Origin of the sequence: Xanthobacter sp. SG618 (assembly GCF_012932745.1) — a bacterium.
GTDB classification, from domain to species: domain Bacteria; phylum Pseudomonadota; class Alphaproteobacteria; order Rhizobiales; family Xanthobacteraceae; genus Xanthobacter; species Xanthobacter flavus.
This window is the reverse complement of the sequence record NZ_JABBHL010000009.1, coordinates 203,651-219,808: the sequence shown is the minus strand read 5'-3', so window position 1 is coordinate 219,808 and position 16,158 is coordinate 203,651. Positions and strand designations below refer to the sequence as shown.

The window sequence follows — 16,158 nt, the reverse complement described above, 5'->3', positions numbered from 1 at the left end:
TTAGCGGCTGGCAGCGGGGTGTCAAACGGAACGCAGGTGCACACGACGGCCTTCGCATTGCACAACATAAATCTCACTGAATGAGACGTTTCAGTTCAAAAAATGGATTGACTCGTCTCATCCCTTCGTCGCATCGTCAGTTCCGCAGAGAGGAAACTGCCATGCAAGGCGAGGAAAACTTCGACTTCGTCGTCATCGGCGCCGGGTCGTCGGGGTGTGTTCTGGCCAATCGGCTGAGCGAAGACGGCAAGAGCCGCGTCGCCCTGCTGGAAGCCGGACCAAAGGACACGAACCCCTGGATTCACGTGCCGATCGGCTACGGGAAGACCATGTGGAATGATCGCCTGAACTGGCGCTTCCACACCGAGCCGGAACCCACCATGGGCGACCGGCGCATCTATTGGCCGCGCGGCCGCGTTCTTGGCGGGTGCTCCTCCATCAACGGCCTCATCGTCATCCGCGGACAGCAGGAGGATTACGACGGCTGGGCGGCGCAGGGCGCCACCGGCTGGGGCTTCGAGGATGTGCTGCCCTATTTCCGCAAGCTGGAGGACAACCCCGCCTTCGCCGACGATCCGCTCCATGGCACCGATGGCCCCGTACGCGTCAGCTCCATCCCGCGCAAGCACGAGCTGATCGAGGTCATCAAGGAGGCCGGCCGCAAGCTCGGCGTGCCGGAGACGGCGGACTTCAACGGCGCCCGGCAGGAGGGTGTCGGCTACTACCAGCTGACCACCCGCAACGGCTTCCGCATGAGCGCGGCCAAGGCCTATCTTTCTCCCGCCAAGGGCCGCGCCAATCTCTCCATCCTCACCGACACACAGGCGCGCCGCGTGCTGTTCGAGAACGGCCGCGCCGTGGGCGTGGAGGTGAGCGTAGGCGGGCGGGTAAAGGTCATCCGGGCGCGCCGGGGCGTAGTGCTGTCGGCGGGCGCGGTGCAGTCCCCCCATCTGCTCATGCTCTCGGGAATCGGGCCGGCGGAGCACCTCAAGGCCAACGGCATCGGCGTCCATGTGGACAGCCCCGGCGTCGGCGGCAACCTGCAGGACCATCTCCAGCTGCGCCTGCTCTATCGCTGCACCAAGCCCATCACCACCAACGATGCGCTGAACTCCCTGTTCGGGCGCCTCAAGATGGGGCTGGAATATCTCCTGTTCCGGGGCGGACCGCTGGCCATCGGCATCAACCAGGGCGGCCTGTTCACCCGCGTGCTGCCGGAATCGAAGACCCCCGACATCCAGTTCCACATCGGCACCCTTTCGGCGGACATGGCCGGCGGCAAGGTGCATGACTATTCCGGCTTCACCCTCTCGGTGTGCCAGCTCAGGCCGGAGAGCAAGGGCTGGGTGCGACTCGGTTCTGGGGATCCGCTCGCGCCGCCGAAGATCACCGCCAATTACCTGGCCGCCGACACGGACCGGCGCTGCGCCGTCGCCGCCATGAAGTTCGCCCGCAAGCTCGCCGCCACCGAGCCGCTGAAGAGCTATGTGGCGGAGGAGAAGCTGCCGGGACCGGGCGTCACCGACGACGAGGGCCTCCTCGCCTTCGCCCGCGAATATGGCGCCACCATCTTCCACCCCGCCGGCACCTGCCGGATGGGCCCCGACGACGACCGCGATGCGGTGGTGGACCCGCGCCTACGGGTCCGTGGCGTCGATGGCCTGTGGGTGGTGGATTGCTCCGTGATGCCGAGCCTTGTGTCCGGCAACACCAACATCCCCGCGATCATGATCGGAGAAAAAGCCGCCGACATGATCCGCGAGGACGCGATGAACAACAGGAATGGGCGAGACAACGCCCCAAATCAAATCAATGACGGGAGGACACAACAATGGCTGGGCAAGCGGGAGCTTCAAGTCGCGAGCTGAGGCGCGTGGTCGGCGCCAGCGTCATCGGCGCGACCATCGAATGGTATGACTTCTTCCTGTACGGCATCGTCGCCGGCATCGTCTTCAATAAGCTGTATTTCCCGGCCGACGATCCGGTCATCTCCATCCTGCTCGCCTACACCACCTTCGCGGTGGGCTTCGTGGCGCGGCCGGTGGGCGGGCTCATCTTCGGCCATTTCGGCGACAAGCTGGGCCGCAAGAGCATGCTCATCATCACGCTGATGATCATGGGCGTGGCGACGGTGGCCATCGGCCTCCTGCCCACCTATGCGCAGATCGGCATCGCCGCGCCCATCCTGCTGCTGCTGCTGCGCGTGGCGCAGGGCATCGGCATCGGCGGCGAATGGGGCGGCGCGGTGCTGATGGCCTATGAATACGCGCCGGAAGACAAGCGCGGCTTCTTCGCCTCCATCCCGCAGATCGGCCTCGCGCTCGGCCTGTGCCTCGCCTCGGGCGTCACCGCCATCGTCTCCATGCTGCCGGACGAGCAGTTCATGAGCTGGGGCTGGCGCGTGGGCTTCATCGGCTCCATCGTGCTCATCATCGTGGGCATGTATATCCGCCTGAAGGTGCACGAGACGCCCGAGTTCGAGCAGGTGAAGGCCGCCAACAAGGCGGAGGCCATCCCCTTCGTCACCATGCTCAGGGAATATCCGCGCAACGTGCTGCTGGGCATGGGCGTGCGCTACATCGACGGCGTGTTCTTCAACGTCTTCGCGGTGTTCTCCATCGTCTATCTGGCGAACTACGTGAAGGTGCCCCGCACGACGGCGCTGTGGCTGGTTACGCTCGCCGCCTTCGTGATGATCTTCACCATCCCCATGTTCGGCAAGCTCTCCGACAAATGGGGCCGCCCGCGCACCTATGCGATCGGCTCCGCGCTGCTGGCTCTGGTGGTGTTCCCGGCCTTCTGGCTGTTCTCCACCGGGTCCCTGCCGCTGATCGCGCTCGGCATCGTGTTCCCGTTCGGCGTGCTCTACGCCATGTGCTACGGGCCTGAAGCCGCGCTGTTCTCGGACCTGTTCGACGCCCGGGTGCGCTACACCGGCATCTCGTTCGTCTACCAGTTCTCCGGCATCGTCGCGAGCGGCATCACCCCCATCATCGCCACCTATCTGCTCGCCCGCGGCGACGGACAGCCCTGGCAGGTGTGCGCCTACGTGGTGTTCGCGGCGCTCGTCTCGATGGTCTCGGCCTTGGCGATCCGGGTGCCGGTCACCCGCGCCCAGTTATCCGACGCCCGGCGCACCACCCCTGAAGCGGCCCGGCAGCCCGCGCGCTGATCCCCCGCCGATCCGGAGGCGGCGCGCGGCCGCCGCCTCCCTCTCCCCAAAGACTTCCAAGGTTCCAAGAGGATTTTTCCGTCATGAAGATGACCACCGAAGAGGCGTTCATCAAAGTCCTGCAGGCGCACGGCATCAACGAGGCCTTCGGCATCATCGGCTCGGCCATGATGCCGGTCTCCGACCTCTTCCCCAAGGCCGGCATCCGCTTCTGGGATTGCGCCCACGAGACAAATGCGGGCCTGATCTGCGACGGCTACACCCGCGCCACCGGCCGCATGGCCATGGCCATCGCCCAGAACGGACCGGGCGTGACGGGCTTCGTCACCGCCATGAAGACCGCCTACTGGAACCACACCCCCATGCTGCTGGTGACGCCCCAGGCGGCCAACAAGACCATCGGACAGGGCGGGTTCCAGGAAGTCTCGCAGATGGCCATGTTCCAGGACATGGTCTGCTACCAGGAGGAGGTGCGCGACCCCTCCCGCGTCGCCGAAGTGCTCAACCGGGTCATCGAGAAGGCCTGGCGCGCCTGCGCCCCGGCGCAGATCAACGTGCCCCGCGATTTCTGGACCCAGGTGGTCGACATCGAGCTGCCGCAGATCGTGCGCCTCGAGCGTCCCGCCGGCGGCCGCAACGCCATCGCCGAGGCGGCGCAGATCCTCTCCGAGGCGAAGTTCCCGGTGATCCTCAACGGCGCAGGCGTCGTCATCGGCAACGCCATCGGCGAGGCCATGGCGCTGGCCGAGCGGCTCGATGCGCCCGTCTGCTCCGGCTACCAGCACAATGACGCCGCCCCCGGCAGCCATCCGCTCGCCGTCGGTCCGCTGGGCTACAACGGCTCCAAGGCCGCCATGGAGCTGATCGCGCAAGCCGACGTGGTGCTGGCGCTGGGCACCCGGCTCAACCCCTTCTCCACTTTGCCTGGCTACGGCATCGACTACTGGCCGCGCCAGGCGAAGATCATCCAGGTGGACATCAACCCGGACCGCATCGGCCTCACCAAGAAGATCACCGTGGGCATCTGCGGCGACGCCAAGGAAGTGGCCGGCCAATTGCTCGACCAGCTCGCGCCCGGTGCCGGCGATGCCGGACGGGCGGAGCGCCGCGCGCTGATCCACCAGACGCGCTCGCGCTGGCTCCAGCAGCTCGCCTCCATGGACCATGAGGACGACGACCCCGGCACCCGCTGGAACGAGGACGCCCGCGCCCGCGACAAGGGCCGCATGTCGCCCCGTCAGGCGTGGCGGGCGATCCAGTCCGCGCTGCCGAAGGACGTCATCATGTCCACGGACATCGGCAACAACTGCGCCATCGGCAATGCCTATCCGAGCTTCGAGATCGGACGGAAATATCTCGCACCGGGCATGTTCGGGCCCTGCGGCTATGCCTTCCCGGCCATCATCGGCGCCAAGATCGGCTGCCCCGACGTGCCCGTGTTCGGCTTTGCCGGCGACGGCGCGTTCGGCATCTCCATCAACGAGATGACTTCCATCGGCCGCGAGGAATGGCCGCCGGTGACCATGGTGGTGTTCCGCAATTTCCAGTGGGGCGCCGAGAAGCGCAACACGACGCTCTGGTACGACAACAACTTCGTCGGCACCGAGCTCGACCCCAAGCTCTCCTACGCGAAGATCGCCGAGGGCTGCGGCTTCAAGGGGGTGCGCGTGGACACGCCGGAGAGCCTCAAGGAGGCCATCCACACCGCCGCCGAGGAGCAGAAGAAGGGCATCACCACCTTCATCGAGGTGGTGCTGAACCAGGAGCTCGGCGAGCCGTTCCGCCGGGATGCCATGAAGAAGCCCGTTCCAGTGGCCGGCATCGCGCGCTCCGACATGCGTGAGCAGATCGCACGCTGACTGAGACCCGGGCGGGGTCGCTCCTCCACACGCTCCGCCCGGCCTTTTCTGCCCCAGAGCGCGATCCGAGCGGATTGGATCAATCCGCTCGGTGAATCGCCCTCTAACCTTAAGAAAGAGAACGCGTTATCCGACGTGATTGCGATGCAATCAGGTCGGCGCGTGCTCTAGTCCCGAGAGGAAGGCCATGCTCGCCCTCGACCGGATCATCGACGCCGCGCGTGCCGCCCCCCGCAGCATCGTTCTGCCGGAAGGCAGCGACCCGCGCATTGCCGCCGGCGCCCGTCGCGCCGCGCGGGAAGGGATTGCCCGGCCGATCCTCCTCGGTGCCCGCGAGGAGGTCATGGCGGCCCTCGATGGTGATGCGCGGGGCATTGCCATCGAGGATCCCGCCACCTCGCCGCGCCTTCAGGCCTATGCCGAGGCCCTGCACCTGTTGCGCCACGCCAAGGGCATGGACCTCGCCACCGCCTGGCGCCGCGTGCGCGAGCCGCTCGCTTACGCCGCCATGATGGTGCGGCAGGGCGATGCCGACGGCACGGTCGGCGGCGCGGTGGCGACCACGGCCGAGACGGTGCGCGCCGCGCTCCAGATCATCGGCCTCGCGCCGGGCGCGAAGATCGTCTCCAGCTTCTTCCTCATGATCCTGTGCGAGGACTATCACGAGCAGAAGGGGGCCTATGTGTTCTCCGACTGCGGGCTTGTGATCGACCCCGACGCGGCCGAGCTGGCCGACATCGCCCGCGCGGCGGCGCACTCCTACACCGCCATGACCGGCGAGGCCCCCCGCGTGGCCATGCTCTCCTTCTCCACCAACGGCAGCGCGCGCCACCAGCGGGTGGACAAAGTGGTGGAGGCGGTGCGGCTGGTGCGGGAGGCGGAGCCGGATCTGGTGATCGAGGGGGAATTGCAGTTCGACGCCGCCTTCGTCGCCACGGTGGGCGCGGCCAAGACGGCGCCCGGATCGAGGATCCGGGGCGATGCCAACGTCTTCGTCTTCCCCAATCTGGATGCCGCGAACATCGGCTACAAGATCGCCCAGCGGATGGGCGGGGCGAAGGCCATCGGGCCGGTGCTTCAGGGGCTTGCAAAACCCGCCAACGATCTCTCCCGCGGCTGCTCGCAGGACGACGTGTTCCACATGATCGCGCTCACCTGCGCCCAGGCCGGCCGCACGCTTCCGGTCGCGATGTCTGGAAAGATCGACAGCGTCTGGCAAAACTCACGGCCTGCCGCAGCCAGCCTCGGTGAGACGCGGGCCGGCTGAAGGGACGGATCAGTTGCCCATCTGGAGCATGGACTCCGAGGCCGCATAGGCCTCACCCCACTGTGCGAGCGTCTTCGAGACGGCCGACAGCGAGATCGGCTGCCCGGCCGCGCGAGGAGCCGCGGCCGCGAACAGCGCTGCCACCAGCACGAGCGGCAGGAAAACCTTTCGCAGTTCGTCTTGCGTGTTCATCTGGGGTCACGAGCGTCGTTTCAAGCGCCCATTATATCCCCAGCCGCATCCGCCGCCAAATGCGGCGCAACATCGCGCTCTGCTGCGTCGCACAATGGCCGGAAAAACAAGGCGGCGCCGACCTCTACGATGGCGCCGCCCCTTCGTATTGAAGCTACGTCAGCTTCCCGGCTTGCCGTGGACGTTGGGCAGGAAGAGGTCCTTCCAGCTCTGCGCCGTGGCGGTGATCATGCCGGTGCGGGTCATGAAGTCCGCATATTTCTGGATGGCCTGCGGGGTGGTGGTGAAGGTCACCTGCGGGTCGTTCAGGATGCCCTCGATCAGCGCCACTTCGCTGCCGTCTCCGGCAAGGCGGACATAGTCCCGGGCGGCGGCTGACTTGTCGCGGTTGATGATGGCGATGGCCTCTTCGAGCGCCGCGAAGAAGGCGGCATAGATTTTCGGATTGTCGTTGGCGAAGCGCGTCGTGGTCCACACCACGTTGAAGGTGGACGGCTGGCCCAGCACGTCAAAGGTGTTGAGCACGGTGTGCACGCCGGGCTTCCTGAGCTCCAGCTCCTGGATGGGCGCGGCAGTGAAATGGGCGGTCACCTCGTTGCCGGCCAGCAGCGCCGCCATGCCGTCCGGATGGGAGAGCGTCACGGTCAGTTTGTCGAGGTCGTTGCGGCGATCCGGGCCCAGCTCCTTCTCTGCGGCCATCTGCAGGAACATGGCCTGCACCGAGACCTTCACCGCCGGTAGGGCAATCTTGTCCTTCGCCGTGAAGTCCTTCAGCGAGCGCACATTGGGGTTGGACGTATTGAGCAGGAGCGGCATGGAGTTCATGGCCGCCGCCGCCTTAACGGGATTGGAACCGTCCTTGGTCTTGGCCCACAGCAGCACCAGAGGCGGAACACCGCCGGCCGCGAACTGGATGGCGCCGGACAGCAAAGCATCATTCATCGCCGCACCACCGGCGAGCTTGATGTAGCGGGTCTTCAGGTTCGATACGCCGCGGGCTGCCGCTTCCTTCTCCAGCAGGCCGCGATCTTCCATGATCATCAGCGGCAGATGACCGAGGCTCGGCTGGCGGGCGATGGTCACGTTGTCCACCTCCGCCGCAGCGACCGACGTCATCGCGGCGAGCAGCACGAGCGCGGCAGCCGTTTTCCATTTCAGTGCCATCATCCTTGAGCCCTCCGTCTGCGTTTCCTCGCCCGTCGCGCGGGCGTCGCCGGGTCTGATGCCCGGATCGGGTCTAGGTCGGCCTGAGGCTCAGCCGCGCCGGATCACCGGAGCGGGGAAGCCCTCGATCATCACGTTGATCGCTGCGGGAAGCCCGCTCGCGTGGGCCTCGGCGAGAGCCTCCGGCAGGTCGGCGGCATCGGTGACGAGGGCGCCATATCCACCCAACGCCCGCACCACCTCGTCGTAGCGGGTGGGGAGCAGATCGCAGTAGCGGGTGCGCTCGGCGCCATAGGTGCGCAGCTGGATCTGGTGCTCGGCGTTCCAGCGGGCGTCGTTGCCGATGACCGCGATGAAAGGCGCACCGACCCGCACCGCCGTGTCGAATTCCGCCATGTGGAAGCCGAAGGTGCCGTCGCCCATCACCGCCACCACCGGCGCCTCCGGCCGCGCGAGCCGGGCGGCGATGGCGAAGGGAATGGAGGCGCCGATGGTGCCGGAAACGCCGTTGATGATGCGGTTCTGCGTCTTGACGATGGCTTGCGGCCACTGGCCGATCTCGCCGCCGTCGCAGACGAGCGTCCCATCGGGATGGCGGGCGAGGAAGTCGCGCACCGCAGCGCACAGCTCTACCGGGTGGATACGGCCCGAGGCCGCCCGCGCGCTCGCCCAGGCCGCCGGCACGAAGGCCAGCGCCTCTTTCGCCTGCGCCAGCCAGGATGCACGAGCCGCAGCCGCGGCCGGCGGGGATGCGGCGAGGGCGGCGAGCACACGGCCAGCCTCCGCTTCCACGCGCTCCACAAGGAGCGCACCTTTCGCCTTCACCGCACGCGCCAGAAGGTGTGGGTCCGCATCCACCACCGCGAAGCGGCAGGACGCCGCCACCGTAGGCGGCGCGCCGAACTTCAGCGTGAAATCTAGCGCCTTGCCGAGCAGAACAACGAGGTCCGCCCCGGCCAGAAGTTCCGCAAAGGCGCCAAGGCCGGGATCGTTCACCCCGCGCGGGCTCTCCATGCCGATCACCGGCACGCCCGTGGCGGCTTCCAGCCGCGCCATGGCTTGTCGTCCTGACGGCGTGCAGAGCGCGGGGCCGCACAACATGAGGGGGCGGTCCGCGCTCTCAAGCAGCGCCGCGAGACGTGCTGCGATGGCTTCCTCCTCCGGCGAGGTGCGTGCCTCCTCGATCGTCACGGTCGGCTGCGATGCAGCCAGCCGCTTCTCCAGAAGATCCACCGGCAGCGCGAGATGAACGGGGCCGGGCCGCCCCTCCCGCGCGATGCGGATGGCTCGCGCGATGTCGGCGCCGAGCGCTTCGGCGCTCTCCACCATCCACGAGGCCTTGGCCATGGGCCGTGCGACCGCCGCCTGATCCATCTCCTGAAAGGCGCCGCGGCCCAATTCGCCGATGCCGGCCTGGCCGGACAGCAGGAGCACCGGGGATTCCGCCCCGAGCGCCGTGAACAAAGCGGCGGCGCCGTTGGACAGGCCCTGCCCGCCGGTGACGAGCGCAACCCCGACCTCACCGGTCAGGCGCGCATGGGCATCCGCCATATGCACCGCCGCCGCTTCCTGACGCACATGGACAAGGGCGATATCCGTCTCCAGCAGCGCGTCATAGACCGGCATGATGTGGTTGCCGGACAGGGAAAAGATGCGCTTCACCCCATGCGCCTCAAGCGCGCGGACAACGAGGTCCGCACCACGCGGAGCGAGGTCCTGCCCCGCGGCGGGGCGAGGGGCGGCGGCAGTGGGGGCGGGTGCGGGGCTCATGCGACGTCCTTCAGCAGGCTCTGGCCGGGCGCGACGCGGGTGAAGGCCACCGCGGCCGTGGAAATGTCGAGGTGGCCCGCCTCCTGCCGCACCAGCGTGTAGCGCGAGGTATCAAGGTCCGAGGTCTCGGGGAAGTCCTCGCGGAAATGGGCGCCTCGGCTATCCTCGCGGGCGAGCGCCGCCGCGGTGATGGCCTGGCTGACAAGCACCAGATTCTCAAGGTTCAGCCGGTCCATCCAGGTGAGGTTGTAGCGGCGATCCCCATCCGGCGCGCCGGCGCGGGAGATGGCATCGCCGAGGCTGCCCAGCGTCGCCTGCGCGCGCTTCAGCCCCTGCGCCGTGCGCAGGATGCCCACGTCATCCCACATGGCCTCGTAGAGCGCCTCGCGGATGGCGGGCAGGTCCCGCGCATCGCGGCCCAGCGGAGAGAAGGCGCGCTCCAACGCGTGTTCCATGGCCGCCGGATCGGGATCGGCAAGGGCACGCCCGCGCTCCACCTCCCGCGCCATGGCATCGCCCGCGATGCCGCCGAACACGGTGGAGTTGGCGACGCCGTTGCCGCCCAGGCGGTTGGCGCCGTGCACGCCGCCCGTATCCTCCCCGGCCGCGTAGAGACGGGGCATGGCGGTGCCGCAATTGCCGCCGAACACCACGCCGCCCATCATGTAGTGGGCGGTCGGGATCACCTCCACCCGCCCTCCGGCCAGGTCGAAGCCGCAATCGGCACAGCGCTCCACCATGCCCTTGAAGGTCTTGCGCACACGGTCCGGGCCGAGATGCCCCATCTCGATGTGCACGCCCCCATGGGCGGTGGCGTAGCCGTCGCGGATGCGGCGCATGATGGAGCGGCTGACGATGTCACGAGTGGCCCGCTCGCCGCGCGGGTCATAGAGGTGCATGAAGCGCGCGCCGGTGCGGTCGGTGAGCCAGCCGCCGGCGCCGCGCAGGCCCTCCTCCAGCACGGTGCCCGTCATGCGCGTGCCGGGGCCGGCGAGGAGGCCGGTGGGGTGGAACTGCACCATCTCCATGTCGCGCAGCGCGAGGCCAGCGCGCAGGGCCATGGCGAGCCCGTCGCAGGACTTGTCGCCGGACGGGGTGTGATACTTGTACATGGTCGGCCCGCCGCCGGTGGCGAGCAGCACCGCGCGCGCCTTCACCAGCACCGGAACGCCGGTACGCATGTCCAGCATGAGCACTCCGGCGAGGCCCGAGCCATCCGCGGCGGGGATGAGGTCGAGGGCGCGGTGGTCCTCCATACGGTTCACGTCGCGCCGCCACACCTGTTCCATGAGGCGGTTGATAATCTCGATGCCTGTGAGGTCGCCCTTGTGCACCGTGCGGTCGAAGGTCTGGCCGGCGAAGGCCTTCTGGTGGACGCTGCCATCCGGATTGCGGTCGAAGAAGCAGCCAAGCTCGGTCTCCAGTTCGCGGATGCGCACCTGCGCCTCGGTCACCAGCGTCCAGGCGAGGTCCTGGTCGTTGAGCCACTTGCCGCCTTCGACCGTGTCCATGAAATGGCGCTCGACGCTGTCGCCGGGCGCCAGGGCCACGTTGTAGCCGCCCTGCACCATGCGGGTGCAGCCGCATTTGCCGATGAGGCCCTTCACCGCCACCGTCACGTCGAGGTCGGGCGCGGCCTTCTTGGTGTGAAGCGCGGCGAACAGGCCAGCTCCGCCCGAGCCGAGGATGAGGACGTCCGTCTCCCGGATCGCGACGGCGGGGGTCATTCGGAGGCTCCGATGCCGGCCAGCACCGCGTCGCGGCGGGCGGCGACATCCGCCTGCACCCGTTCGAACAGCGAGCCGCCATGGGCATCCATGCCCACCAGCAGCGGCCCGAAATCGCGGATGCGGAATTTCCAGAGGCTCTCGGGATGGAGATCGTCCATGTCCACGTCCTCGATCTCCTCGATCCACGTGGTCTCCAGCGCCGCCGCCCCGCCGACGATGGCGAGATAGGCGCCGCCGAGGTCGCGGAAGGCTTCCTGCGTCGCCGGCCCCATGCCGCCCTTTCCGACGATGAGGCGTACCCCTTCCCGCTCCATCAGCGGGCGGGTGAAGCGCTCCATGCGCATGGAGGTGGTGGTGCCGATGCAGAAGGGCGTGTAGCCGGCGGGCGCGGCGGGGGACTTCGCCACGCGGTGCACGTTGGGCGCGGTGTGGATCACCGCATGCCCCTTGAGATCGAGGCGGGTGGTGCGGCCGCGGTCGAACATGTGGATCTGCGTCGCGTCGCGGATGCCGAACAGGGTGCGCTGGAGCGTCACCGTATCGCCGACCTTCAGGGCGCGGACCTGATCGGCATCAACCGGCATTTCAAGGACATGGTGGGCCATCGGGGCGCTCCGGATCAGCTGAAGGCGATGCCGCCGGGGGTGAGGGTGGCCCGCGCGCGGCGGGCGGAATGGCACTGGATGTTCACCGCCACCGGGTTCTGGGTGATGTGGGTGGCGGCCACCTCCACATGGACGGCGAAGGACGTGGATCGCCCGCCGAGGCCCTGCGGCCCGATGCCCAGTTCGTTCACCGCACGGGAGAGCTCGGCCTCGATCTTCGCGCCTTCGGCATCCTCGCACACCGTGCGCAAAGGCCGCGTGGCGGCGATCTTCGCGAGGTGCATGCACAGGTCCGAGGTGCCGCCGATGCCGACGCCGACGATGGTGGGCGGGCACACCCGGCCGCCCAGCTCGATCACCCTGTCCACCACGAAGCGCTTCACGGCGGTGATGCCGTCCGAGGGCAGCAGCATCTTGAGGAACGAACCGTTTTCCGAGCCCGAGCCCTTGGGGATCATCTCAATGGAGACGGTCTCCTCCCGGTCGTCGAAGTCGATATGGATCACCGGCACGCGGATGCCGCAGGAATTCTGGTCGTTCTTGCGGGTGATGGGATGCACCACCGACGAGCGCAGGGAGTTTTCCCTGGTCGATCGCGCCGCGCCGCGGCGCACCGCCTCCTTCAGCCCTGCCCCGTCGAAGGTCACGTTGCGGCCGATGGTGATGTTGTAGATGGGGATGCCGGTGTCCTGGCACAGGATGTTCCGGGTGCGCTCGGCGACCTTGATGTTCTCCACCATGGTGCCGAGGATGGCCTGGCCGGTCGCGTCCGTCTCCGTGCGCTGGAGTTCCGAGAAGCCCGCCTTGATGTCCGGCGGCAGCAACTGAAGCGCGCGCAGATAGAGGTCGGCGCAGATCTTTTCGACTTCGTCGAGGTTGAGGTCCATGGGGTGCTCCTAGAAGACCAGCGCCAGACCCGAGAGCAGGATCATCAGCGACAGCATCTGCTTGAATGCCTTCTCGTTCAGACGGCCGTAGATCTGGAGGCCGAGCACGGCGCCGATGGCGAGCGGCGGCAGGGCCAGGACGATGAGCAGCCAGGAGCGCCCATCGATGCCCACCACGCCGACTGCTGCCAGCGTCACCACGTGCGCGAACAGGATGAAGGGCTGGTACACCCCGCGCGCCACCTCCTTCGGCCAGCCGCGCAGCTGGGTCCAGATGGTGGGGACGACCCCCGAATAGCCCCCGAGGCCGCCGAGGATGCCGCCCACGAAGCCGATGCCAGCATTGGCCCACCGGCCGCCGGCGACGATCACCGGAAGGCGCGGGGCCAGCAGCGCGTAGAGGGCATAGGCCGCCATGCCGAGGCCCAGAGCGAGCTTCAGCGGAGCGGGGTTCACCGCCGTAAGCACCAGGACGCCCAGCGGCACCCCCACCAAAGCGCCCACGAGGAAGGGCGCGAGGCGCACGCCGTCGATGGACCGGCGGATGGGCCAGACCAGCGTGAGGTGCAGGATGCTGCCGCAGGCGACGATCAGCGCGGTGGTCTGGATCGGGTCCAGCGCGTGCAGCCAGATGGCGGAGGCGGCGAGGGCGAAGGCAAAGCCGGCCCCGCCCGCGGCCACCGCGCCAAGAAAGGCGCCGGCCCAGAGCACGGACAGGGTGGCGAGCGGAATGCCGAGCATGCTCACCACCCGCTCAGCAGGAAGAGGAGCCCCACGGCAAGCCCTGCCGCGATGGCGCCCGCCACCACACCGGCGGTGTGGCCGCGGAACGAGAACCACTCGATGGCCAGCACCCGGAGGCCGAGGGCCATGTGCACGGCAAGGGCGCTCACGAGGCCCCATTCGGCGATCTTCACCAGCGGGCTGTGGGTGACCGCCAGGAAGCTGTCGAGCGCGTTAGCGCCGGAGAGGGCGGTGCCCAGCGCGATGAAGTGCATGGGCAGAAACACCGCCAGCGCCACGCCCGACAGGCGATGAAGCAGTGCCGCGATGAAGCCCGGCTTCAGGTGGGCGGCCTCGCGCAGGCCGGGGCGGGTCGTGGAGGAAAGGGCGGACGGCTTCACGGCACCAGTCCTCCCGGCTGGTAGACCGCGAGCGCCGCGCGCAGCCCCAGCACAAGGATGGCGGCGGCGAAGGCGAGCATGGCCATGTCGAGGGAGCGTGAGCGCCAGCCGGTCCATTCGCGGATCACGCTGCGCAGGCCGATGGGAGCGTGAATGGCGGCGGCGCAGACGAACACGCAATAGAAGGCGAGGAACCAGCCATTGCCCGCCGTGCGCGACAGGATTTCCGCCGCGCTGAGCCCGCCGCGCACGGCGTGCACCATGGTGGCGAGATGCACGGCCACCGCGACCGCCAGCACCGCGGCCGTGCCGCGCTGGGCCATGTAGAGAAGGGGATTCATGACTTCACCAGCAGCGCGAGGAGACGGCCGAGGGGCAAGGGCGCAGTGGCGCGCTTGAGGCCAGCGATGGCGTAGGTCGGTGCCAGATCCTTGGGGCAGAACTCGGTGCAGCTCATGTGGCTGTGGCAGGAGTGGCAGCCCACATCCCCGGACACCGCGGCGAGCCGCGCCGCATTGCCCCGGTCGCGCTCGTCATTCACCAGCGTCCAGGCGCGATTGAGGGCGGCCGGGCCGAGATAGTCCTTGTTCCAGGCCACCACGTCGCAGGCGGAATAGCACACGCCGCAATTGATGCACTCGACGCCGGCATCGGCGGCCTTACGCTTCGGGCTGTCGGGCCGCACCTGCGCGAAATCTGAGGGCGGGGCCTCGCCCGGCTCGAAGGCGCCGTGGGCATCGCGCCATTTCTCGAAGAAGGGGACCATGTCGACCGTCAGATCCTTCACGATCGGCAGGTTCCGCAGGGGCTCCAGCACGAGGATGTCGCCGTCCACCGCTTCGGAGACGCGGGTGCGGCAGGTCCAGCGCGGCCGGCCGTTCACCACCATCGCGCAGGAGCCGCACATCCCGACCCGGCAGGCGAAGCGGTAGGAGAGCGTCGGGTCCTGCGCACGCTGGATTTCCGTCACCACGTCGAGAACGGTCTGGCTGGCGCGGCGCGGCACCGCGAAGTCCTCGAAGGCGCCATCGGCCTGGCCGCGCCACACGCGGACGCGCAGGGTCTCCTCGGCCGGCGCTGCCGCCGACCGCCCGTTCTGGCTCGTGCTGGTCATGTCGTTCGTCCTGAAGGCTTCTTGAGACGCCGCAGGCTGCCGCCCGCGACGGGAGGGCACGCGATGGCCGCGCGCCGGCCTAGGAGATATTCAGCCCCCCGGCGCACCGTGGATGGCGGGGAAGAAGATGTCCTTCCAGTCCTTGGTGGTGGCACCGACGAGGCCGGCCCGGTGCATATAATCGAGATAGGACAGCACCTTCTTCGGGGTGGTGGTCCACTCGTTCTCCGGCGCTTTGATGATGGCCACCGCCTCGTCAACGCTCATCTTGGAGCCCTCGGCCTTGATCCACAGCGCGGCCATGGCGGCAGGATCCTTGCGGATCATGGCATTGGCCTCCTCCAGCGCGGCGAGGACGGCGGCGAGGGCCTTGGGGTTCTCGGTGGCGAACTTCTCGGTGGTCCAGATGACGTTGAAGGTGTGCGGCCCGCCAAGCACCTGATAGCTGTCCAGCACCTTGTGGGCGCGCGGATCCTTCAGCTCCAGTTCCTGGAAGGGGGAGGAGCCGAAATGCGCGGTCACCTCGGACTTGCCGCCCATCATGGTGAGCTGGGCGTCCGGGTGGCCCATGGAGACGGTCAGGGAATCCAGCTTGTTTTGCTGGCCCGCGCCGAAGGCCTGTTCGGCGGCCATCTGCAGCGTCACCGCCTGGATGGAGGTCTTCACCGCCGGCAGGGCGATCTTGTCGGCGACGGTGAAGTCCTTGATGGTCTTCACGTTCGGGTTCACCGAGACGAGGTAGAGCGGCATGGCGTTCAGCGCCGCGATGCCTTTCACCTTGAGATTGCCGCGGGTGCGGGCCCAGATGGTGAGCATCGGCCCGACGCCGCCGGCGGCGATATCGAGATTGCCGGAGATAAGGGCCTCGTTCATGCCCGAGCCGCCGGTGAAACGCAGCCATTCGGTCTTCAGAGCGAAGCCCTTGGCGCTCGCCTGCTTCTCGATGAGGTTCAGCTCCTCCATCACCGTCATCGGCAGATAGGAGATGCCGAACTGCTTGGCGAGGCGGACCGTTCCGGTTTCCGCGCGCGCCGTCCCTGCGGCGAGCGACAGCGGAACAAGGGCTAGCGCTGCGGCGGCGAACACGGCCGCGCGTTTGAAGAAGAGACCCATTGCGTTCTCCCTGGTGGCAGACTCCCTGGCGCCTCGCAGCCGGCATGCCGAGGGCTGCCATGGCCGCGCGCTGCGGGCGTGCGGTCTTGTTTTCGTTTCCGGGATCAAAGGCCGATGGACATGTCCGCTCGGGTTTTGATTCCGGCGCGCGACCATTTTCC

15 protein-coding genes are annotated in these 16,158 nt (G+C 68.0%); 4 read left to right on the top strand and 11 right to left on the bottom strand.

Translation table 11 applies throughout. The annotated features are described in order from the left end of the window. Window positions 1-161 precede the first annotated feature (161 nt). The 4 genes from FHT36_RS21730 to pta all read left to right on the top strand — a co-directional run bounded on the left by FHT36_RS21730 (window position 162) and on the right by pta (window position 6,298). Window positions 162-1,868 carry a GMC family oxidoreductase gene (locus tag FHT36_RS21730; RefSeq protein ID WP_169124537.1) on the top strand — a complete coding sequence of 569 codons (1,707 nt, stop codon included), beginning with the start codon at window positions 162-164 and terminating at the stop codon, window positions 1,866-1,868. Further along, entirely contained in the window at window positions 1,832-3,172 is a 1,341-nt protein-coding gene (locus tag FHT36_RS21725; RefSeq protein WP_169124536.1) for an MFS transporter, read from the top strand. The genes FHT36_RS21730 and FHT36_RS21725 overlap by 37 nt, the downstream gene beginning before the upstream one ends. An 83-nt stretch (window positions 3,173-3,255) precedes the next feature. After that, entirely contained in the window at window positions 3,256-5,031 is a 1,776-nt protein-coding gene (gene xsc / locus FHT36_RS21720) for a sulfoacetaldehyde acetyltransferase (RefSeq protein WP_169124535.1), read from the top strand. A 187-nt stretch (window positions 5,032-5,218) separates the two neighbouring features. Continuing rightward, entirely contained in the window at window positions 5,219-6,298 is a 1,080-nt protein-coding gene (gene pta, locus FHT36_RS21715; protein ID WP_169124534.1) for a phosphate acetyltransferase, read from the top strand. 9 nt (window positions 6,299-6,307) lie between these two features. Here pta and FHT36_RS21710 read toward each other — a convergent pair whose 3' ends face one another. The 11 genes from FHT36_RS21710 to FHT36_RS21660 all read right to left on the bottom strand — a co-directional run bounded on the left by FHT36_RS21710 (window position 6,308) and on the right by FHT36_RS21660 (window position 15,997). Continuing rightward, entirely contained in the window at window positions 6,308-6,490 is a 183-nt protein-coding gene (locus FHT36_RS21710) for a hypothetical protein (protein WP_169124533.1), read from the bottom strand. A 159-nt stretch (window positions 6,491-6,649) separates the two neighbouring features. Then, window positions 6,650-7,657: an ABC transporter substrate-binding protein gene (locus FHT36_RS21705; protein ID WP_210257912.1), complete on the bottom strand. Its 1,008-nt coding sequence runs from the start codon at window positions 7,655-7,657 to the stop codon at window positions 6,650-6,652. An 87-nt stretch (window positions 7,658-7,744) separates the two neighbouring features. Continuing rightward, window positions 7,745-9,424, bottom strand: coding sequence for a thiamine pyrophosphate-binding protein (locus tag FHT36_RS21700; RefSeq protein WP_169124532.1), 1,680 nt, complete (start codon window positions 9,422-9,424; stop codon window positions 7,745-7,747). Beyond that, a complete protein-coding gene (locus FHT36_RS21695; protein WP_169124531.1) occupies window positions 9,421-11,151 on the bottom strand; it encodes an L-aspartate oxidase in 1,731 nt (576 codons plus the stop codon). The genes FHT36_RS21700 and FHT36_RS21695 overlap by 4 nt, the downstream gene beginning before the upstream one ends. After that, complete coding sequence (locus tag FHT36_RS21690) at window positions 11,148-11,759, bottom strand: fumarate hydratase C-terminal domain-containing protein (RefSeq protein WP_169124530.1); 612 nt, start codon at window positions 11,757-11,759, stop codon at window positions 11,148-11,150. The genes FHT36_RS21695 and FHT36_RS21690 overlap by 4 nt, the downstream gene beginning before the upstream one ends. A 14-nt stretch (window positions 11,760-11,773) precedes the next feature. After that, window positions 11,774-12,646, bottom strand: a complete 873-nt coding sequence (locus tag FHT36_RS21685; protein WP_169124529.1) for a fumarate hydratase — start codon at window positions 12,644-12,646, stop codon at window positions 11,774-11,776. 9 nt (window positions 12,647-12,655) lie between these two features. Further along, window positions 12,656-13,387 (bottom strand): sulfite exporter TauE/SafE family protein, encoded by a 732-nt coding sequence (locus FHT36_RS21680; RefSeq protein ID WP_169124528.1) that lies wholly within the window; start codon window positions 13,385-13,387, stop codon window positions 12,656-12,658. 2 nt (window positions 13,388-13,389) lie between these two features. Then, the gene (locus FHT36_RS21675) at window positions 13,390-13,770 is read right to left on the bottom strand and encodes a succinate dehydrogenase (RefSeq protein ID WP_169124385.1); all 381 of its coding nucleotides are present in this window, start codon (window positions 13,768-13,770) and stop codon (window positions 13,390-13,392) included. Beyond that, entirely contained in the window at window positions 13,767-14,111 is a 345-nt protein-coding gene (locus FHT36_RS21670; RefSeq protein WP_169124527.1) for a succinate dehydrogenase, read from the bottom strand. Before FHT36_RS21670 ends, FHT36_RS21675 begins: the two co-directional genes overlap by 4 nt. Then, entirely contained in the window at window positions 14,108-14,884 is a 777-nt protein-coding gene (locus tag FHT36_RS21665; RefSeq protein ID WP_169124526.1) for a succinate dehydrogenase/fumarate reductase iron-sulfur subunit, read from the bottom strand. Before FHT36_RS21665 ends, FHT36_RS21670 begins: the two co-directional genes overlap by 4 nt. 90 nt (window positions 14,885-14,974) lie before the next feature. Then, window positions 14,975-15,997: an ABC transporter substrate-binding protein gene (locus FHT36_RS21660; protein ID WP_169124525.1), complete on the bottom strand. Its 1,023-nt coding sequence runs from the start codon at window positions 15,995-15,997 to the stop codon at window positions 14,975-14,977. Window positions 15,998-16,158 lie beyond the last annotated feature (161 nt).